This is a genomic window from Paramicrobacterium humi (assembly GCF_900105715.1).
GTDB classification, from domain to species: domain Bacteria; phylum Actinomycetota; class Actinomycetes; order Actinomycetales; family Microbacteriaceae; genus Paramicrobacterium; species Paramicrobacterium humi.
Genome location: NZ_FNRY01000001.1, coordinates 1266875 through 1286780 on the forward strand (window position 1 = coordinate 1266875; position 19906 = coordinate 1286780).

20 protein-coding genes and 1 pseudogene are annotated in these 19906 nt (G+C 67.3%); 13 read left to right on the plus strand and 8 right to left on the minus strand.

Going from position 1 to position 19906, the window contains the following annotated elements:
• The first annotated feature begins 4 nt into the window (after positions 1-4).
• Positions 5-931, plus strand: coding sequence for a carbon-nitrogen hydrolase family protein (locus BLV49_RS06420; protein WP_091181550.1), 927 nt, complete (start codon positions 5-7; stop codon positions 929-931).
• A 50-nt stretch (positions 932-981) separates the two neighbouring features.
• Here the strand turns inward: BLV49_RS06420 and BLV49_RS06425 are convergent, their stop codons facing one another.
• Positions 982-2028, minus strand: coding sequence for an SDR family NAD(P)-dependent oxidoreductase (locus BLV49_RS06425; protein WP_091181555.1), 1047 nt, complete (start codon positions 2026-2028; stop codon positions 982-984).
• A 78-nt stretch (positions 2029-2106) separates the two neighbouring features.
• Here BLV49_RS06425 and BLV49_RS06430 point away from each other — a divergent pair, with 78 nt between their 5' ends.
• The 4 genes from BLV49_RS06430 to BLV49_RS06445 all read left to right on the plus strand — a co-directional run bounded on the left by BLV49_RS06430 (position 2107) and on the right by BLV49_RS06445 (position 5806).
• A complete protein-coding gene (locus BLV49_RS06430; protein WP_091181558.1) occupies positions 2107-2664 on the plus strand; it encodes a TetR/AcrR family transcriptional regulator in 558 nt (185 codons plus the stop codon).
• Between the two features lie 112 nt (positions 2665-2776).
• Positions 2777-3595 (plus strand): DUF2510 domain-containing protein, encoded by an 819-nt coding sequence (locus BLV49_RS06435; RefSeq protein ID WP_091181563.1) that lies wholly within the window; start codon positions 2777-2779, stop codon positions 3593-3595.
• A gap of 40 nt (positions 3596-3635) precedes the next feature.
• On the plus strand, positions 3636-4394 hold the full coding sequence (locus BLV49_RS06440) for an SDR family NAD(P)-dependent oxidoreductase (protein ID WP_091181566.1): 759 nt from the start codon (positions 3636-3638) through the stop codon (positions 4392-4394).
• Positions 4395-4435: 41 nt separating this feature from the next.
• Positions 4436-5806 carry an MFS transporter gene (locus tag BLV49_RS06445; RefSeq protein ID WP_091181570.1) on the plus strand — a complete coding sequence of 457 codons (1371 nt, stop codon included), beginning with the start codon at positions 4436-4438 and terminating at the stop codon, positions 5804-5806.
• 39 nt (positions 5807-5845) lie between these two features.
• On the opposite strand, the gene BLV49_RS06450 is transcribed toward BLV49_RS06445, so the two are convergent.
• From BLV49_RS06450 to lhgO, 3 genes and pseudogenes are all read right to left on the minus strand, one after another.
• Positions 5846-7036 carry a 4-hydroxybenzoate 3-monooxygenase gene (locus BLV49_RS06450; protein ID WP_091181574.1) on the minus strand — a complete coding sequence of 397 codons (1191 nt, stop codon included), beginning with the start codon at positions 7034-7036 and terminating at the stop codon, positions 5846-5848.
• An 80-nt stretch (positions 7037-7116) separates the two neighbouring features.
• The gene (locus BLV49_RS06455; protein ID WP_091181578.1) at positions 7117-7878 is read right to left on the minus strand and encodes an IclR family transcriptional regulator; all 762 of its coding nucleotides are present in this window, start codon (positions 7876-7878) and stop codon (positions 7117-7119) included.
• 37 nt (positions 7879-7915) lie between these two features.
• Positions 7916-9133, minus strand: a pseudogene (gene lhgO, locus BLV49_RS06460) (L-2-hydroxyglutarate oxidase); the annotation flags it as partial.
• A 143-nt stretch (positions 9134-9276) separates the two neighbouring features.
• Between lhgO and BLV49_RS06465 the strand changes: the two are divergent.
• Positions 9277-9627 carry an ArsR/SmtB family transcription factor gene (locus tag BLV49_RS06465; protein WP_091181586.1) on the plus strand — a complete coding sequence of 117 codons (351 nt, stop codon included), beginning with the start codon at positions 9277-9279 and terminating at the stop codon, positions 9625-9627.
• Positions 9624-10112: an SRPBCC family protein gene (locus BLV49_RS06470; protein WP_091181594.1), complete on the plus strand. Its 489-nt coding sequence runs from the start codon at positions 9624-9626 to the stop codon at positions 10110-10112. Before BLV49_RS06465 ends, BLV49_RS06470 begins: the two co-directional genes overlap by 4 nt.
• Positions 10113-10144: 32 nt before the next feature.
• Here the strand turns inward: BLV49_RS06470 and BLV49_RS06475 are convergent, their stop codons facing one another.
• From BLV49_RS06475 to BLV49_RS06485, 3 genes are read right to left on the minus strand one after another with little or no spacing between them, the layout of a single operon-like run.
• Entirely contained in the window at positions 10145-10345 is a 201-nt protein-coding gene (locus BLV49_RS06475) for a type II toxin-antitoxin system VapB family antitoxin (protein ID WP_091181597.1), read from the minus strand.
• Positions 10346-10394: 49 nt separating this feature from the next.
• Positions 10395-11582 carry an MFS transporter gene (locus BLV49_RS06480; RefSeq protein ID WP_091181602.1) on the minus strand — a complete coding sequence of 396 codons (1188 nt, stop codon included), beginning with the start codon at positions 11580-11582 and terminating at the stop codon, positions 10395-10397.
• Positions 11583-11606: 24 nt separating this feature from the next.
• The gene (locus tag BLV49_RS06485; RefSeq protein ID WP_091181605.1) at positions 11607-12260 is read right to left on the minus strand and encodes a GntR family transcriptional regulator; all 654 of its coding nucleotides are present in this window, start codon (positions 12258-12260) and stop codon (positions 11607-11609) included.
• Between the two features lie 135 nt (positions 12261-12395).
• On the opposite strand from BLV49_RS06485, the gene BLV49_RS06490 reads away from it, so the two are divergent.
• From BLV49_RS06490 to BLV49_RS06500, 3 genes are all read left to right on the plus strand, one after another.
• Positions 12396-13052: an SIS domain-containing protein gene (locus tag BLV49_RS06490; RefSeq protein ID WP_091181609.1), complete on the plus strand. Its 657-nt coding sequence runs from the start codon at positions 12396-12398 to the stop codon at positions 13050-13052.
• Positions 13049-14503, plus strand: a complete 1455-nt coding sequence (xylB, locus tag BLV49_RS06495; protein WP_091181614.1) for a xylulokinase — start codon at positions 13049-13051, stop codon at positions 14501-14503. Before BLV49_RS06490 ends, xylB begins: the two co-directional genes overlap by 4 nt.
• A 65-nt stretch (positions 14504-14568) precedes the next feature.
• Positions 14569-15195 carry a beta/alpha barrel domain-containing protein gene (locus BLV49_RS06500; RefSeq protein ID WP_176980746.1) on the plus strand — a complete coding sequence of 209 codons (627 nt, stop codon included), beginning with the start codon at positions 14569-14571 and terminating at the stop codon, positions 15193-15195.
• On the opposite strand, the gene BLV49_RS06505 is transcribed toward BLV49_RS06500, so the two are convergent.
• On the minus strand, positions 15192-16166 hold the full coding sequence (locus BLV49_RS06505; RefSeq protein WP_091181619.1) for a sugar-binding transcriptional regulator: 975 nt from the start codon (positions 16164-16166) through the stop codon (positions 15192-15194). The genes BLV49_RS06500 and BLV49_RS06505 overlap by 4 nt on opposite strands.
• Positions 16167-16286: 120 nt before the next feature.
• Between BLV49_RS06505 and BLV49_RS06510 the strand changes: the two genes are divergently transcribed.
• From BLV49_RS06510 to BLV49_RS06520, 3 genes are read left to right on the plus strand one after another with little or no spacing between them, the layout of a single operon-like run.
• Positions 16287-17282, plus strand: coding sequence for an ABC transporter permease (locus BLV49_RS06510; RefSeq protein WP_218132599.1), 996 nt, complete (start codon positions 16287-16289; stop codon positions 17280-17282).
• Between the two features lie 35 nt (positions 17283-17317).
• A complete protein-coding gene (locus BLV49_RS06515; protein WP_091181622.1) occupies positions 17318-18316 on the plus strand; it encodes a substrate-binding domain-containing protein in 999 nt (332 codons plus the stop codon).
• A gap of 30 nt (positions 18317-18346) precedes the next feature.
• Positions 18347-19873, plus strand: coding sequence for a sugar ABC transporter ATP-binding protein (locus tag BLV49_RS06520; protein ID WP_091181626.1), 1527 nt, complete (start codon positions 18347-18349; stop codon positions 19871-19873).
• Positions 19874-19906 lie beyond the last annotated feature (33 nt).

Genomic DNA, 19906 nt, shown 5'->3' on the forward strand with positions numbered 1-19906 from the left:
CCTCGTGGGCAGAGTGGCAGTAGTCCAGGCCGCCTCGGTCCCGTTTGACGCCGAGGCGGCAACCGCGAAGACCGAAGCGCTCATTGCCGAGACCGCGGCTGCTGGCGCTGAGTTAGTGGTGTTCCCCGAAGCGTTCATCGGTGGTTATCCCAAGGGAACCACCTTTGGGACGGCCGTTGGGTTGCGGACTGAACGGGGCCGTGACGAATTCGCTCGCTACTTTGCGGGGGCCGTGAGTCTCGATGGACCGGAGGTTCAACGCCTCGAGGCCGCCGCAGCCGAGCACAGAGTGTTTGTGGTGATAGGCGTGATCGAGCGCCTCGGCAACACGCTCTACTGCACGGCTCTTCTCATTTCGCCCGACAGCGGTCTCGTCGGCAACCACCGCAAGCTCATGCCGACAGGTACCGAACGGCTTGTCTGGGGTTTCGGGGACGGTTCGACTCTTGACACTATGGACAGCCCGCTAGGTCGAATCGGTTCAGTCATCTGCTGGGAAAACTACATGCCCCTGATGCGGCAGGCCATGTACGCGAAGGGCGTGCAGCTCTACTGCGCACCCACGGCGGATGACCGGCCGACATGGCAGGCCAGCATGGTGCACGTCGCGATCGAGGGTCGGGTGTTCGTGTACTCTGCCTGCCAGTTCCTGACGATAGCTGACTTTCCCGAGGACCACGCGATTGATTTCGAGATGCCGAATGGTGATGTCCTCATGCGCGGCGGCAGCATGATCGTCGACCCGACGGGAACGGTGCTCGCTGGACCGGTCTTCGACGAGGAGACGATCTTGTATGCGGACGTCGACCTGGAGGCGAAGTATCGCTCGCATCTCGATTTCGATGCGGTCGGGCACTATTCTCGCCCCGACGTGTTCGCCCTCACGGTGGACACGAGGGCGCGAGATTCAGTCAGTTTCGCCGGACCGTAGGATCGACGGAGGGCGGACCGAATGGCCCGCCCTCCCGCACGCCGCACCGCTTACGCGGCCGACCAGCCGCCGTCGCTCGGAAGGATGACGCCGTTCACGTTGACGCCGTCGTCGCTTAGCAGGAACGTGATGGATGCCGCGAGGGCGTCGCCCTCGACAGCATCCGGCATGATCACCATGCCCTGCCGCACGCGCTCTGCACCGAGCGGCGAGGCGAAGCTCGCCTCGATGTTCGTGATGACCGGACCCGGCGCGACGGCGTTCACGCGGATGCCGCTCGGCCCGTACATGAACGCGCTGCTCTTCGTGAGTCCCGCGACGGCGTGCTTCGAGGCCGTGTAGGCGGCGCCCGCCGCCGAGCCGCGCAGCGCCGCTTCCGACGCGGTGTTCACGATCGAGCCTGCGGCCTGTGCGAGCATCACGGGGACGACCGCGCGCATGAGCTTCATCGTGCCGTCAACGTTGACAGCGAAGACGCGCTGCCACACGGCATCCGTCACGTCACCGACGGGGGTCATGTCGTCCATGATCCCGGCGATGTTGGCGAGGCCGTCGATGCGCTCGCCCGCGGCCTCGACGATGGCGGCGACGGCCGCGTCGTCGGTGATGTTCGCCACGACCGGCACGATGTCGGCGTCGGGGTGGGCGGCGACGAACTCGTCGAGGCGCTCGGCCGACATATCGACGGCGATGACCCGGCCGCCCTCGCGAGCGACGCGGGAGGCGGTGGCGCGGCCGATGCCCGAACCGGCGCCCGTGACGATGACGGTCTTGCCGGCGAAGCGGCCGGCGTCGATGCGCTCGACCCAGCGCGGGCGCCCCGGTGCCGCGGGTGCGTCGGTGGGGGCGGATGCTGCTGCGGGGTCTTCGTCGGGGATCTCGCCCGCGTCGACGCGGCGCACGAGCTCGTCGATGAGCTCGGCGGGGAAGGCGCCCTTGCTGAGCTCGACGAGCCGGCCGAGGGGCAGGCTGCGGACGGGACGGAGGGTGTCGGCGGACTGACCGGACCGCGCGAGAAGCGCGCGCAGCACCGGGCCGCCCTTCGGGTCGTCGAGCCAGGTGCCGACGGTGGAGTCGGCGCTGAGGGAAGTGGCCATGAGTGCTCCTGGGTGGTGAGGGCGGTGTCGCCGGGTGAGATACAACCGGACAATGGTGTCCGGTTGTAGGCTACACCCGTGCCGCAGAGTCCGAAAGCGAACCGCGGGCCGAGTGTCGGTCCGCAGAATCGGCGTGCCCTCATCGACGCCGCTCGAGAGGTGTTCGCGGCCGAGGGGCTTTCGGCTCCGCTGAGTTCCGTCGCCAAGCGCGCGGGGGTCGGACAGGGCAGCCTGTACCGCCACTTCCCCGACCGCACGGCGCTCGCCGTCGCCGTGTTCGACGAGAACATCGCCGAGCTCGAGGCGCTCGCGGAACGGCCCGAGACGATTCTCGACGATCTGCTCGAGCACGTGATCGAGCAGGCGCTCGTGTCAACCGCGATCATCACGTTTCTCACCGCGAACCCCGACGACGAGCGCGTCATCCCGCTCGGCGACCGCTTTCGCCACGTGGCCGAGCGTCTCATCGCGCGGGAGCGCACGGCGGGCCGCCTCGGCGACCACGTCGCCGCCGAGGACGTGCTGCTCGCCGTCTCGATGCTCGCCGGCATCCTGTCGCGTACTCCCGCGGGCGAGCGGCGTGCCACGGCGAAGCGCGCGTGGGGGCTGTTCCACGCCGCCTTCGCGCCGCGATAGCGCGTCACACGGGACTGCGGCCTCCAGCCGGTGTCCTCCGGTCGGGGGAATCGACAGCGGCACAGCCGGTTCATAGGCTCGACTCGGCGCCCTCGCGCCTCGAGGAGTACTCGTGGACCTACCGCTCGGCCAGCCGCCCGCCTGGCTGCCTGATCCGCTCGACGGCGGCCGCGTGCGCTGGTGGAACGGCGCCACGTGGAGCGATCATGTGCGGCCGGCGGCTCCCGAGGTCGGGGTCGCGCACGCGACGAACTCCGCGGCCTACGCCGTGCCGGCGGCATCCGTCGAGAAGGCGTCCCGAATTCGCCTGACGAGATGGGCGTCGGATGCCGCCGAGCATCCGACGGCCGACACGCCCCGTCCCGGCTTCACGTCGCGGCGAGCCCGCCGGGAGGCCGAGCGGGCGCGCACCGGCTCCCCGCGGCAAGTGCACGAGCCGCACCCCGTGCCCGACCCTCCGGGGGCGCCGCCCGCGACGGCTTCGCCCACCTTGCCGCTCGAGCAGGCGCCGGAGCGCAGCATCGCAACACTCGTGCCCATGCGACGCGCGTATTCGCCGCACACGGCGTGGGCGTGGGCGCTCGTGCTGAGCCCGGTGTGGCTCGCAGCTCTCATCTGGTGGCCGCGCTGGTTCGACCTGGCGGTGATGCCGGGCGTCATCTCCGTGCGCGCGATGGCGGCGCTCGTCGCGCTCGCGGTCTTCGTCGGCGCCGTTTCGGCGTACTGCGACGTGCAGCGGCTGCGCCGCGCCGGCTTCCCGCGACCGGCGCACTGGTTCTGGATCCTGCTCGGGCCCCTCGGCTACCTCATCGCTCGCAGCGTTCGCGTGCACGCCGCGACGGGGCGCGGCTGGACGCTCGTGCGATTCCACGCGTACACGGCGGTGCTCGTCGCTGCGCTGCTGACGGCTGCGGTGCTGGGAACGCGGTAGCGTCGATCGGGCAGGAAACCGTCCGAAAGCGGGGTAGGGAATGGGCAACGCTCTCGTCACCGGAGCATCACGCGGCATCGGCCGGGCGACCGCGATTGCGCTGAGCCGGCGCGGTGATCGCGTCGCCGTGCACTACGGCTCCGATCGCCCCTCCGCCGAGCAGACGCTCGCCCTGCTCGAGGGCGACGGGCACGTCCTCGTCGGTGGGGACCTGTCGGATGCCGAGACGGCGCGCGCCGTCGTCGACGAGGCGCGAGCGGGCCTCGGCGCCCTCGACATCCTCGTCAACAACGCCGCCGTCGCGCCGAGCGCGGCCACGTTCCACCGCGTCGACAAGACCGACTACGAGTCCTGGCAGCGCGCCTGGAAGCTCATGGTCGATGTCGACCTCACCGCCGCTGCGAACGTGACCTACCTCTTCGCCACGGCGCTCATCGACGCCGGGCTGCCAGGCACGATCGTCAACACCGGGTCGCGTGGCGCGAACCGTGGGGAGCCCGACTTTCCTGCTTACGGCGCCGCGAAGGCCGGGCTTCACGCGTTCGGACAGTCCATGGCCGTTGCGCTCGCGCCGCACGGCATCGCGGTGGCCACGGTGTCGCCCGGGTTCGTCGGAACCGAACGCCAGGAGCCGACGCTCACGAGCGCCACGGGCGACGCCGTCCGCGCGCAGAGCCCCTTCGGCCGAGTCGGCACCTCGGAGGAGGTCGCTGCGGCCGTGGTCTACCTCACCTCGCCCGAGGCGCAGTGGGCCTCCGGCGCTGTCCTCGACCTGAACGGCGCCTCGTACTTGCGCTGAGGCCCTTCTGCGCGTCGGCCCTGCGACGTACCCTCGATTCCATGGACGAGGAAGCCCGCATCGAGGGCAGCGTCACACCGGTCGACACCACGAGCGTGGCCACGTTCCTGCACGTGCTCGTCAACACGGGCGTCGCGAACATCACGACCAGCTTCCTGTGGTTCGCCCTGACCTTCTGGGTCTACCTCGAGACGCACTCGGTGCTCGCGACGGGAGTGATCGGCGGCGCCTACATGCTGCTCGTCGCCGCGAGCGGCATGTTCTTCGGGACGCTCGTCGACCGGTTCCGCAAACACGCCGTGATGGTGGCATCCGGTCTGGGCACTCTCGTCTGCTTCTCCCTGGCGGGCGTCGTCTACCTGGCGCTGTCAGAGGATGCGCTGCTCGATCTTGGGGCGCCGTGGTTCTGGATCTTCGCCGTCATCGTGCTCGTCGGCGCCGTGGTCGAGCAGCTGCGCAACATCGCGCTGTCTACCACGGTGACCCTCCTCGTCCCCGCCGAGCGGCGCGCCAACGCGAACGGCCTCGTCGGCACCGTCCAGGGCCTCGCGTTCCTCGTCACGAGCGTGTTCAGCGGGCTCGCAATCGGGTTCCTCGGCATGGGCGGCACGATCATCATCGCGATCGGCCTGATCGCGGCGGTTCTCGTGCACTTGCTCGTGCTGCGCATCCGCGAACCCGAAATCGTGGCTAGCGGCGAGCACATGAGCCTGATCGACATCCGGGGCAGCATCGCCGCGGTTCGCGCGGCGCACCCGCTCATGTGGCTGATCGTGTTCACGGCGTTCAACAACCTCATCGGCGGCGTCTACATGGCGCTCATGGACCCGTACGGCCTGACGCTGTTCTCTGTCGAGATGTGGGGGCTCGTGCTCGGGATCACATCGACCGGGTTCATCATCGGCGGCGCGCTCGTCGCGAAATTCGGGCTCGGCCGGAACCCGCTGCGCACCATGCTTCTGCTCGTCGCCGCGACAGGGCTGCTCGGCGCGGTTTTCACGCTGCGCGAGTGGTGGTGGCTGTTCGCCGTCGGAATCTGGATCTTCATGGCGCTCATGCCCGCCGTCGAGGCGGCCGAGCAGACGGTGATCCAGCGCGTCGTGCCGTATGAGACGCAGGGGCGTGTGTTCGGCTTCGCGATGATGTTCGAGGCCGCGGCCTCCCCGATCACCGCGTTCATCATCGCGCCGATCGCTCAGTTCTGGATCATCCCGTACGCGAAGACGGCCGCCGGCCGCGGCACGTGGGACTGGCTGCTCGGGCAGGGCGACGCCCGCGGCATGGCGATGGTGTTCGTCGTCGCCGGGATCGTGACGATCCTGCTCGGGCTCGGCGCTCTGGGCACGCGGACCTACCGGCGCCTCTCGGCCCGATACGTCGAGCTCGCCGAAGCGGATGCCGCGACCGCATAATGCGTGCGCCCATTGTGGCGATCATAGGTTCAGCGGCGGTTATCCTGCGAGTCCCTCGAGCGGCCAGCCCGTGTATGCCTCCGCGACAAAACGGCGTCCTGCTTCCGACTCGATGACGGTGCGCAGCTCACCGAGCTGGCGGTGCCGGTCGAACTCGGAGGTTTCCGGGGCAACGTGGAGCATGCTGGTCATCCACCATGAGAAGTGCTGCGCCTTCCAGATGCGGTGCAGCGCGGTCTCGGGGAACGCTTCGACCAGGCGGCTGTCGTTCTCGTTCAGAAGAGCGCGCAGGGCCCGTTCGAGGATCATCACGTCCGCGATGGCGAGGTTCATTCCCTTCGCGCCCGTGGGCGGCACCGTATGCGCGGCGTCGCCGATGAGCGCGACTCGTCCGCGCAGCAGCTCATGGGCGACGAAGCTTCGGAACCGCAGCACGTCGCGCTGGAAGATCGGCCCCTGGTGGAGCGTCGTGCCCGGCACGCGGGACTGCAGCTCGTGCCAGAGCTCGTCCTCGGAGTATGCGGTCGGATCGGCATCCGGGTCGCACTGGAAGTACATGCGCTGCACGGTGTCGCTGCGCTGGCTGATGAGCGCGAATCCGTTCGCGGAGTTGCTGTAGATGAGCTCGGCTGAGCTTGGCGGTGCCTCGCACAGCACGCCGAACCACGCGAACGGGTACTCGCGAAAGTAGCCGCCCGTCGGCGACCCGGTCACGGCCTCCCGCACGACGCTTCGTGAACCGTCCGCGCCGACGACGAAATCGGCCTCGATCACGAGCTCGGCGCCCTCGGCGTCGGCGGCGATGACGCGCGGCCTGTCGCTTGCGGCATCCTCCACCCGTACGGCCCGCACGCCGAAGCGCAGGTCCTGCCCGGCGGCGGTCAGCACGGCGATCAGGTCGGTGAGCACCTCGTGCTGGGGATACAGCCACACGCTCCGCCCCACAAGGTCCGCGAAGTCGATGCGATGGCGCTCGCCGGCGAAGCCGAACTCGACGCCATCATGCTTGTGTCCGACCGTGCGGGCCCGGGCGGAGGCGCCGGACTCCGTGAGGACCTCGACGGTGCCCTGCTCGAGGATGCCCGCCCGGATCGTCGTCTCGATCTCGGCGCGAGACCGTGCGTCGATCACGACGCGCTCGATGCCTGCGATGCCGAGCAGGTGGGAGAGGAACAGGCCGGCCGGGCCGGCGCCGACGATGGCGACGCGAGTGCGAACGTTCGCGGTCATGAAGTCTCCCTTGACGGACGAAGCGAAATGCTGCCCTCAGTCTCGAGGAGGAGGACCGTCAGCCGTCGCCGATTTCCCGTTCAATGGGAAGCAGGTGGACTACTTAGATCAGAGCGGATGCCGCGAGCGGCGCGAACAAGGGCGGCGATCGCCTCGTCAGGCGCGGTCTCCCGCGGAAGCACGACAGACAGGGCGGCCACGACGTCTCCGCTCGCATCGCGCACGGGAACCGCCACCCCCGTGGACACCGTCTCGATCGATCCGGGCGCCACGACGTGACCGCGGCGCCGGATGTCCGCGAGAAGACGCCGCAGGGCCGCGGCATCCGTCACCGTCTCCCGAGTGAGCGCGCGACGTGGCCCGGCGAGGATGCGCTCCTGGAGCTCGGGGTCCGCGTACGCGAGCAAGACGAGGCCGGAGGAGGACGCGTGCAGGGGAAGCCGCCCGGCGATGCGCGTGATGTTGGCGCCCGCCTGCGGGTGAGAGAGCCGCTCGAGGAAGAGGGCGGAGTCGTGCTCGAGCACCGCGAGCTGCGTGTGCTCGCGGACCCGGGCCTGCACGCGCTCCATGTGCGGCAGCGCGGCCTGCCGCAGCCGCAGGGCGGGGGAGCCGCGCAGCGCCAGCTCCCACAGCCGCATGCCGAGATGCACTCGGTTGTCGTCGTCGCGCTCGAGCAGGCCCGCGGCGACGAGCTCGTTCACCACACGATGCGCCGTGGACGACGGAAGGTGAGCGCGCCGCCCGATATCTGACGCGGTCTGCGTCGTCCGGTCGACGGTGAACGTCTCGAGCACGCGAACGACGCGCTCGAGCACGGAGTCGCCGGTCGCGGAGTTGGCCATGCCTCAACTGTGACACGAGGGCCGCTCGCGACGCGCTCTATGCCGCCCCGGTCGGCGCGAGATGGTGCTCGATCAGGTAGTCGGCGATCGCGAGAGACGACGTCGCCGCCGGAGAGGGGGCGTTGCGCAGCAGCGTGACGGGGCCGACCTGGTCGACGGCGAAATCGTCGAGCAGCGCTCCATCGCGTCCCCACGCCTGGGCGCGAACGCCCGCTGTTTCCGTTCGCTGCAGGTCCGGCATGCGCAGCTCGGGAATGAACCGGCGCGCCTTGCGGAAGTAGAGCGGCTTCGCGAGCGAGCCGCTGATCTCGTCGACGCCCATCCGCCAGTGCTTCTTCGCAAGCGGCCACGCGCCGGGCCAACGCAGCGATTCCCAGGTGTCCTTCGGCGAGACGCGCAGCCACCGGTAGCCTTCACGGGCGAGCGCTGGCACCGCGTTCGGGCCGACGTGCACGATGTCGTAGATCCCTCGCGTGAAGTGCACGCCGAGAAATGGGAACCGCGGGTCGGGCACGGGGTAGATCATGCCGCGCACGAGATCGGCGCGCTCAGGCGCGAGCTGCCAGTACTCGCCCCGGAACGGCAGGATCTTCGGCGATGGATCCGCTCCGACGAATCGGGCGATCACGTCGGACTGCAGGCCGGCGCACACGATGAGCCGATCGAAGACGTGCTCGCTCGACTCGGCGAGCACGCGAACGCGACCGTTTTCGAGACGTACTCCGGTCACCTCGTGGCCGAGACGGATGCTGCCGCCCGCCGCGCGCACGTCGGACGCCATCGCCTCCGTGATCGTGGCGTAGTCGACCACCGCTGTGTGCGGGGAGTGCACCGCGGCGACGCCCGCGACGTGCGGCTCGATCTCGCGCAGCCGGGCGACGCCGTCGATGCGGCTAAGGTCCGGCACGCCGTTCTCGCGCGAGCGGCGCTCGATCTCGTTCAGTGCGGGGACTTCGCTCTCGTCGACGGCGACGACGAGCTTGCCGACCTCCCGGTAGGGCAGGCTCTTCGCAGCGCAGAACTCGCGAAGCGCTACTCGACCGGCCGCGCACAGCGTCGCCTTGAGCGATCCCGGCGCGTAGTAGAGGCCCGCGTGCACGACCCCGGAGTTGTGTCCGGTCTGGTGCTGCGCGAGCCGCTGCTCCTTCTCGAGGACGGTGACCTCGTCGCCGCGAGCGGACAGGGCGCGGGCGAGCGCGACGCCGATGATTCCACCACCGATGATGCCGATGCGCTTTGCCATGCGCTCAGCCTGACGCGCATCACGCGTCGCAGCAAGACCCGTCTTCGAGTGGTTCGCACGGCTCGAGTTGTTGTCGCTCGTCTCAGGGCATCAGCCGGTGAAGGTTCAGCGTCGGCTCTGTACAGTGCGCCCCATGCGTGCTAACGTACAACCAAATGGTTGTACATAATATGAGTGACGAGGACGTCGATCGGATCTTCCAAGCGCTGGCGGATGCGACTCGACGGGACATCGTCTCGCGAGTGATGGCACAGGCGCTGTCGGTGTCTGAGCTCGCGAGCGGGTACGCGATGAGCTTCGCGGCCGTGCAGAAGCACGTCGCGGTGCTCGAGCGCGCCGGCCTCGTCGCAAAGCAACGGCGTGGAAGGGAGCAGATCGTGCACGGCGACCCCGCCGCCTTGCGCCGGGCAGCACGTCTGCTCGACGACTACGAGCAGATCTGGCGCGACCGCGCCGCTCGCATGGAGAGTCTCATCACCGAAGATCGAGAAGGAGAACAGTCATGACCGTCATCAGCAGTGAGAAGGATGCCGAGGCCCTCACCCTCACATTCGTCGTCGAGTTGAAGGCGAGCGTCGAGCGCGCCTGGCAGCTCTGGGCCGACCCGCGCCAGCTCGAGCGCTGGTGGGGACCGCCGACGTGGCCTGCCACATTCGACGTCTTCGAGTTCGAGCCCGGGGGCAAGGCCGACTACTACATGACCGGACCAGAAGGAGATCGCGCCTACGGATGGTGGGAGTTCACGACGATCGAGGAGCCGACGCGGGTGGAACTCGACGAAGGCTTCGCCGACGCTGACCGCAATCGCGTCGAGGACGTGGGCAGCGCGCACATGGTCGCCACCCTCGAGGACGCGGACGGCGTGACGCGTATGACGATCGTGACGCACTTCGCGAGCACCGCGCAGCTCGAGCAGATGATTGAGATGGGAATGCAAGAGGGCATGGGCGAAGCGCTTGGCCAGATCGACGCGATCCTCGCCGAGCGGTAGCTGTTCAGGGCAAGAGCATTGCGAGGCGTCGCTCAGATGCGCGAACGCTCCGACTTGTAGTCGAAGGACTCGTTCCATTCCAGAGTTCCGACGAGCTCAAGAATCTTCGCCTGCTCACGGCGAGCGATGAACTCGTGAAGCGCGAGGGTGACAGCCGCCTTCTTCGTCTTCTCTCCGCTGAGCCTCAGGATCTGGTCGAGTAACTCCGGATCGATCGCAATGTGAGTGGCCATCGGCAATCACCTCGCACAAGGTCTCACGCACGCCTGTGTGAAAACCACCCTACGCCGCGCGGCGCAGGCCGCGCGACACCAGCGCGAGGCACGCGGCGCACAGAACGGCGAGCACGGCGAGCAGCACGGTGTACGTCGTAAGCGCGGCGAAGGCGGCGAGCACCGTGGGCAGCAGGAAGCCGGCGTAGGCGAGGCTGTAGTACACACCCGTGATGCCGGCGAGGTCCTCGGGTCCGGCGATGCGCTGCACCTCGATCAGGCCCGCGACGATGCAGATGCCGTAGGCGGCGCCGAGCGTGAGCGCGGCGACGAGCGCGAGCACCGGCGACAGCATCCGCGCATTGATGACGGCGAGCAGCACCCCGGCGAGCATGAGCGCCATGCCGACGACCATGGCGCGGCCGTGCGTGAGCTCGTTCAGGCGCTTGACGAGCGGCTGCACGAGCGCGCCGGTGCCGAGGGTGAGCACCGTGAGCAGCGTCGCGTAGGCGAGGGAGAGCGAGCCGGTCTTGTCGGCGACGAGCTGCGGCATCACGGCGTAGGCGAGCCCGGCGGCGCCGAAGATCCACGGCGCGGCGGGCAGCACAACCCGCACGAAGCGGGCGTGGCCGGCGAGCGGCACGCGCAGGTCGCGCCACAGTGAGCCGCGGGCCGGCGCTGCGAGAGTCTCGGGGGCGGCCGCGAGCGGCACGAGGGCGAGTGCACTGACCAGCACATGGATGCCATACGGCACGAGCGCCGGAAACGGACCCCACTGCGCGAGCACACCGGAGACGCCGGCGCCGAGGCCGAAGCCGAGGGTGAGGGCCAGTGACGGCCGGCGCGCCCCGGCGGCGGCATCCGCTCGGGTGTCGAATGGGCGCGAGGAGAGCTCCTTGATCCAGCTCGTGCCGACCGCCATCGCGATGCCGACGCCGACACCCGCGAGCAGACGCCCCGCGCACAGCACGACGAGATTGCCGAGCCCCGCCGCGATGACGGCGTTGCCGGCGATGCTCAGCAGCACGCCGGCGATCGTGACAGGCTTGCGGCCGCGGTGGTCGGAGATCGGGCCGGCGAGCAGCAGGCCGGGGATGAGCCCGAGCACGTAGAGGCCGAGCAGCAGGTTGACGTCGAGGGTCGTGTAGTGCCCGATCTGCTCGTACAGGTGCAGCAGGGGGGTGAAGTGGTTGCCTCCCCACGCCATGACGAACAGGGCGGGGGCGACGCGCAGCCACGCGGGAATGCGAGAGAACATGGTGCTTTCGGTGAGGGGCGGAGGTCAGCCGAGCGGCATGACGTGGGTGCGCAGCGCGGGCTCGTACTCATGCGACCGCCCCGTCGCGATGAGTTGTGCGAGCTGCTCGTGCTGGCTGATGAACTCGGCGAGCCGCGCGGCGTCGCGGGCGACGATGCGGTGTGTCACGCGCTCGAAGCGCGGGCCGAGGGAGTCGTAGATCTCGTCGAACACGCCGTTGCGGGCCTCCTCCACGACGCGCGCGTGGAACAGGTGGTCGGCGTGGGCGAAGGCGAGAAGATCATCGGATGCCGCGGCGCGCCGCTGCTCATCGAGGAGGCGCGCCAGCTCGGAGCCGAGCCGGGCGGTGTCGCCGCGGTCGGCGGCGGTGCGCGCGGCCGTGCTCTCGAGCATGATGCGCGCCTCGAGCAGGTCGCGCACCTCAGCGTCGTCGATCGCCGTGACGAGAGCGCCCTTCTTGGGGTAGAGGCGCAGCAGCCCGCGCGCCTCAAGCAGGAGGAACGCCTCGCGCACGGGGGTGCGGCTCATGCCGAGGATGGTGGAGACCTCGCCCTCGGTGATCATGGTGCCGGCCGCAAGGTCCCCCGTGACGATCGCGGTCGCGACCGGGAGGTACGCGCGCTGCACCGCGGGAGCGCCGTCGGGAGCGGCATCCGCATTCAGGATCAGGTCGGGCACGCACTGATTCTAGATAAATGCAAGCATAAATGCAACAATCGTCGGCTCTTGGAATGCTCGTATGAGCGCACGCAACTTGACATATGAGCGCATGCTCCCGAATCATAGAAACACGCAGCTGTCGACAGGAGAAGCATGGCCAACAATGAGGATGGCATCGTTCGCCTTGCGCGCGAGTTCATCGATCGGGAAGCACGAGCACTCGCGAACCTTGCGTCGCTCATTGACGAGTCGTTCGTCGACATCGTGGAGCGCGTGCTCGCCACACCGGGCAAAGTCATCACGACCGGGGCCGGGACATCGGGAATCATGGCCGCCCGACTGGCTCATATCCTCGCCGTGTCGGGCACTCCGGCGCTGTACCTCTCGAGCCAGGACGCCCTGCACGGCGGTATGGCCGCGATCACCCGGGAGGACCTCGTGATCGCCTTCTCGAAGGGAGGGCAGTCCGCTGAGCTCACGGAGCTCACCGTGCGCCTCGGCGAACGCGGCGTTCACGTCATCGCCGTCACGGAAAAGCCCGAATCTCCCTTCGCGCTCGCGGCGGGAACGGTCGTGCGTGTGGCGACGGATCCGGTCGACGCGGATCCGGGCGGTCTGATCGCCATGGGGAGTACCCTCGTGGCGGGGGCGTGGGGGGACGCTCTGGCGACCACCCTCATGGCGGCGAACCAGTACGACTGGAAAGAAGTTCTGCACAGCCATCCGGCCGGTATCGTCGGGCAGCAGACGAAGCTCCCCGAGACGCTGTCGCTTGGGCTGTCGCTCCCTGATGAGAAGGAATCACGATGAGGATGCTTGTGGCCGGCGTCGACTCGTCGACGCAGTCCTGCAAGGTCGAGTTTCGCGATATCGAATCAGGCGAGCTCGTCGCATCGGGAGCGGCGCCGCATCCGCCTGCCTTCCCCCCGCGCAGCGAGCAGGATCCCCAGGCATGGTGGGAGGCGTTTGTCTCCGTGTTCAGGCAGGCTCGTGCGGACCTTCCTGCCGATGCCGAGGTCCGTGCGATCTCGATCGCGGGCCAGTGTCACGGTCTCGTCGCCCTCGACGAACACGGCGCGGTCATCCGCGACGCGAAGCTGTGGAACGACACGGAATCGGCGCCGGAGCTCGCCGAACTCCGCGTGACGGTTGGGGACGCGGATTTCATCCGGGCTGTCGGATCGCTGCCGACGGCGGCGTTCACGATCGGCAAGCTCGCCTGGCTCGCCCGTCATGAGCCCGCCAACTTCGCTCGCCTGCGGTACGTGCTGCTCCCGCACGACTACCTCACTTTCCGGCTGACCGGGAGACGCGTGACCGATCGCTCCGAGGCGTCGGGAACCGGATACTTCGATGCGGCGTCCGGGGAGTACCGCCTCGATCTCCTTGCCCACGTTGATGGCACCCGCGAATGGCTCTCCCTGCTGCCAGAGGTGCTTGAGCCCTCGGCTGCAGCCGGTACGGTGCTGCCCTCGATCGCCGCAGAGCTCGGCGTCGACGACACGGTTCTCGTCGGCGCCGGCGGGGGAGACCAGCACGCATCCGCGCTCGGCCTCGGTGTCGAGCCAGGCGACGTCGTGTACGCGTTCGGCACGTCGGGCGTCGTATACACGGATAGCAGAGAGCCGGTCTACGACCCACTCGGCTTTGTGAATGGCGTAGCGGACATGAACGGTGGGTTCCTGCCCCTCGTCTGCACCATGAACGCCGCGAAAGTCACGGACACGTTCGCCCGCATTCTCGGAGTCGACCACGCCGAACTCGACCGATTGGCTCTTCAAGCGGGAGAGGACGGGCCCGTGCTCGCGGCATTCCTCGACGGTGAGCGAACGCCCGACCGACCCGGAGCGCGCGGTCTCCTCTCGGGCATCACGACCTCGACCACGCGCGAGCAGATCGCGCGAGCCGCCTACGAAGGGGTCGTGCTCGGACTCGTCGAAGGGCACGCTCACATCGAGCGCGCCGGTGTAGTCACGAACGGAGACGTGATCGCTGTCGGTGGCGGGTCGCGCTCGCGCGCCTACACGCAGCTTCTCGCGGACGCGCTCGGGCGAGATGTGTTCACCGCTGACGCGGGCGAAGCGACCGCCCGCGGCGCTGCTCTGCAGGCCGCGTCCGTCGCGACGGGATGTGACATCGACGACGTGCGTCGCGCGTGGAGGCCCGAGCGCTTTCTCGCGGCTCAGCCTCGCGGCGATTCTCGCGGGAGACGAGACGCGTACGCGCGGACGGTGGCCGTCACGAGTCTCGACGAGCTCTAACCGAGATGTCGGCCCCATTGGAATTCCGCGACTGGCATACCTCCTTTGAACCGGGGCGCATCGCCGTGAGCGTCTATTCGGCACAGGCGGACAATCGCCGGTATGTCGCTGCGGCCGCGGCGCAGGCGAGCGTCCCCGTGCACGTTGACGTGATCCTCGCACGCCGTTCGCGAGCGACCGACGCGCGCTGGGAACACGTCGGGGTCTCGATGGACGATCTTGACGACATCGCCGGGTTCGGCGGCGCCATAGACGTGCACCTCATGGTGCTCGGCGAGCAGGATGACAGTGTCGATACCGCGTTGCAGCAGACACTGGCCCGCGTAATGCTCGTGCGGCCTCGAAGCGTCTCCCTCAGCAGCGAGCTCCTCAATCGGACCAGCGCCATGGCTGCCGAGCTCCGCTCGCTTGGGGTCGCCGTCTGGCTTGAGATCGGGTGCCGGGAGCCAGTGGACATTCTCGAGGACTTCGGCGACGAGGTCGATGGCGTCCTTGTCATGCTGATCGAGACCGGGACGTCACAGCGTGCTCAGGTGCAGCTGCTCGCAAAGATCGCACCGATTCGCGCCCGGACCGCCGCGGATTTCGGAATTGGGATCGACGGCGGCGTCACGAAGGAGATCGCCGCGCAGGCTCTCCGAGCGGGAGCGTCGATCGCGGTGTCGGGCCGCGCGCTCCTGGCCGCGAATTAGCTGTCGGGAAGCGCGAGCACGGCTTCGGCGAGAGTTCGGTCAGTGACGAGCCCGTTCATGAGTCCAGCTCGCGCGACTGCCCGCACAGCGGCAGCCTTACGCGCTCCAGCGGCAACAGCGAGAACGCGAGGGATCGCTCGGAGCTCCGCGGCCGTTGCGCAGATGCAGCGCTCGAGGAAGTCCGGCGCTGGTTCACTGCCGTCCTCGGCGAGCAGAACGCCCGAGATCTCGGCGACAACGCCACGGTCGAGGAGGCCCTGGCGGTCATCGGGATGGATCGACTCGTACAGTTGCGACTCCGGTGGCTGCCAGGAGCCTATTGACATCACCGCTGTCGTCACTTCACTGTAACGACTCAGTGCGCGTGCGATGTCGGGCTGTGAACGTAGTGCCTCTGCCGTTGTGGGATCGGCGAGAACAAGGGGCGCGTAGATCGGGTATGCCGACCCGCCCGAGGCTTGGACGAGCTTCCGCACGAGCTCGACCGGCGACTGGAAGATATTCATGCCAGCCGCACCGGTGAGCTGGACGATTGTCATCGGCGGGAGACTGGGTAGCGACTCCGTCATCGAGCTGAGCGTTCGGCCCCACGCCATCCCGAGGACATCGCCAGGCCGAAGGGTCTCCGTCAGAAGCTCGCCCGCGGCCTTGCCGACTTGGTCCCGCACATGCGTGTCGTCGCCATAAGCCTCGATGACTCTCGCTTCGTCGATTCCCAACTTCGCCGCGACACGAGCGGACAAGTCTTCGTCAACGAGGCCTTCATCATTGATCGAGATCGTGATCAGACCGAGTGAACGCGCTTGTTCGATGAGTCGAGCGACCTTGAAGCGCGAGATCTGCAATTCGTCCGCGATTTCAACTTTGCTGTGGTCTTCAAGGTAGAACTTTCGGGCCACGACGAGCGCCATCGCCCGCTCGCTCGTGGGAAGCGGCGCCGAAATCGCCGTCGAGCTGTCTTTGGCAGGCATTCTCTCCCGATTTCTCACTGCTGGTTGCGGTTGCCGTAGATTGACTCTAGTATCAAATCATTCGAGCGCGGTAGTCGCTCAAACGAGCAAAATCCTGAGTTCTTGCGAGGAGGCACGAGCGTGCGAAGGCGAATACCCAATGAAGTCGGAATCGCCGCAGTCGTGGTGATCGTCGCGATCGTCCTGAGCATCATGTCGCCGACCTTCCGGACGATCAGCAACGTCGAGATCCTGCTCCTCAACGGGGCCGTTATCGCCTTCCTCGCGCTAGGTCAGACGTTCGTTCTTCTCACGGGAGGCATCGACCTCTCAACTGGCTCGAATATCGCTCTCACCGGAATGGTCGCAGCTCTGGCGATGCAGGCTGGCTTGCCCTGGTATGTGGCGGTTCTCGCTGCAGTAGCGATCGGGTTGCTCGTGGGCACTTTCAACGGCGCCGTCGTGTACTACCTCAAGCTCCCGCCGTTCATCGTCACCTTCGCGACCTTCGGTGTGGCCGCCAGCATCCCGCTCATCCTCACTGGGGCAAACTCCGTCCCTGTGCGCGATCCGTTCTTTGCCATCATCGGACGCGGCGCCCTCTTCGGAATCCCTATGCCGGTTGTGCTGGTTATCCTCGCGGTCATCATCTTCGCAATCGTCCTTCGATACACCGCGACAGGTGTGCATTTCTATGCCGTGGGCGGCAACGCTGAGACCAGTCGACTTGCAGGCGTGCGGAGTGGACGCGTCATCATGCTCGCGTATGCGATGAGCGGTCTCTGCTCCGCATTCGGGGGCCTCATCACCACGAGTCGTCTTATGGTGGGCTACCCGAGCGCAGGCTCAGGCAATGAGCTCTTCTACTCGATCGCCGCCGCAGTCGTCGGGGGCGTGAGCCTGTTCGGCGGAATCGGCTCGATCGGCGGTGCCCTCCTAGGCGCGGTGCTGATCGCAACCGTCTCCAACGGTATGAACGTAATCGGGGTCGAGAGCTACTGGCAACCCCTCGTCATCGGCGTGATCATCCTCGTCGGCGTCATTCTCGACACGCACCGGCGCCAGCTGTCGCTTCGTGAACTCGTCAAGCGCATGAGCGGCGCTAGATCAAAGCAGCTTCAGACCGTCAGTGACTAGAAACCCCCACCACCAGAGAAACCAGGAGAACAGCAATGCAACGACGCACTCCCCTTCTCGCGGCGCTCGCCGCGGGAGCACTTCTGCTCACCGGATGTAGCGGAGCACTCGACACCGGCACGGGTTCAGCGCCGGATGAGACCGCAGGAACAATCTCGCGTCCCGAAGCCTGCGACGCAGAGAACCCGTTCCTCGCCGTCGCCCTCCCCAACCTGACCAACCCCTACTACGTCGCCATGAAGAAGGGCTTCGAGGCTGAAGGCGAGAAACAGGGCTTCAAGGTTGAGGTTCAGATCGCCAACGACGACGACGCTCAGCAACTGTCGCAAGTGCAATCCATGCTGCAGAAGAAGCCCTGCGCGCTGGCGCTCAACGCGGTGAAATCTGAGCCCGGCGCAGCCATTGTCAAGGCCGCGAACGAGGCGGGTGTTCCCGTCTTCACGGTCAACGTCACCATCTCTGAGGAAGCGCTCAAGGCGCAGAACGCCTCGATCGTGCAGTACCTTGGCGCCGACAACTACGCCGGTGGAAAGCAGATGGCCGAAATGGCGCTGAAGGACCTCGGCGACGATGCAGACATGCAGATCGGGTTCGTGAGCGAGCCGGACGAGGTTCCTGTGCTCGAGCGGGACAAGGGCTTCGAGGAGACGATCGCCGCAGACACGAACGCGAAGGTTGTCGCGAAGGTCGACGGCAACGTCAAGCCTGACGACAGCCTTCGGGTGACCACGGAAATGATGTCGGGCAACCCGGACATCAACCTCATCTTCGCAAGTACCGGACCCGCTACCTACGGGGCGCTCCAGGCCCTCAAGGGAAACGACAAGGTCACGGTGTACGGCTTCTGCGCAGCGGAGGAGCCTCTCACGGACCAGTACGCCGGTTGCGTCGCCCAGGAGCCGGAGTCCTACGGCGAGCAGGTCGTACAGCAGGTGAAGGGCTGGCTCGACGGCGACACCCCGGAGAAGGAGATTCTGCTTCCGCTGAAGCAGTTCGTTTCCGGTGAGACGCCTGCGCCGGGCGAAGTCGGTTAGTCCGGTTCGAAGAGTTAAGGAGGAGCGGTGATGGAGACGGTCGGGGACGCGGGACTCGATGTTCGCGATGTTGTGAAGAGCTACACGGGAACGACCGTGCTCAAGGGCGTCTCCATCGCCGTCCGCCCCGGCGAGGTCGTAGGATTCGTCGGGCACAACGGAGCGGGCAAGTCGACGCTTATGCGTGTCATCTCTGGCGCTACGAAGCCTGATTCTGGCACCGTTGCCATTGACGGCGTCGACGTCCCCCAAGGGTCCCCCACAAGCGCCATCGACGCCGGAATTGCGACGGTGTACCAGGAGCTCTCGTTGCTCCCAAATCTCACAGTCGCGCAGAACGTGTTCCTCGGAGCCGAGAGGACGGCATCAGGCTTCCTGAAGAAGCAGGAGATGAGGGAGCAGGCGGCCGCGCTCGTGAAGAAGTTCGGTCTAAGCGTTGACGTCGAACGCAAGGTCCGTGATTACCCCGTCGCTACCCGGCAATTGCTCGAGATCGCGATCGCGACGTTCCGGAAGGCGCGTTATCTGCTTCTCGATGAGCCGACCACGAGCTTGGAGGGCCGCCAGGTCGACAACTTCCTCGAGACCGTGCGGGGCCTCGCCGCAAATGGCCTCGGCATCGTGCTCGTAAATCACAAACTGGACGAGCTCTACGCCGTCGCGTCGCGCATCGTCGCGCTTGTGGACGGTGAGATCCGCATCGATTCACCGATCGGCGACGTGAGCCGAGACGATGTCGTGCGCGCGATCGCCGGCGAAGAAGCGGTCACGGGGCGCGAGACGCACGGCTCTTCCGCCGACGGCAAGCGTGAAGAAGAGGTCGAGTCTGCGGATGTGGTCGTGCGCATTCGCGACTTGCGATCCCCTGTGCTCAAGGGAGTGACGTGTGAAGCGCGCGCGGGACGCGTCCTCGGCATCTATGGACTCATCGGCTCCGGGCGCACGGAGCTGCTGCGCTCGTTGATCGGCGCCGACAAAATGGATAGCGGACAGATTGAGCTCTTCGGTTCGGCCTATCGGCCTACGACGCCGCTCGAGGCGAGTAAGAGGGGCGTCGTCTACGTGACCGAGGAGCGAAAGCAAGACGGCATCGTGCCGCAACTCGACTCCACCATCAACACGATGCTGCCGGTGCTCAAACAGTCCTACCGTTGGGGGCTGCTTGACCGAAACAGGCTCTCGAAGCGCGCGGACGAGTTCATGACAACCCTCCGAGTGCGCGGCGATAAGCAGGCGCCGATCGCCAGTCTGTCCGGCGGTAACCAGCAGAAGGTGCTGCTCGCCCGGGCTCTCGCCCAGCAGCCCCGCGTGCTGCTTCTCGACGAGCCGACGAAGGGCGTCGACCTGGGTGTCAAGGCGGAGATCCATCGCATGATCCGTCGACTCGCGCACGAAGATGGGCTCACCGTGATTCTCGTCTCGAGCGAGGAAGAGGAGATCTGCGACGTCGCCGACGACGTGATCGTCATGAGCCACGGCCGTGCAGACGGCGAACTCCTTGACCCCGCGACCCTCACTGCCGCATCGCTGCGCCAGGCCGCCTGGGAAGCGGCGTGACGCGGCATCCGATGTCACCGTCTTCTACAAGAG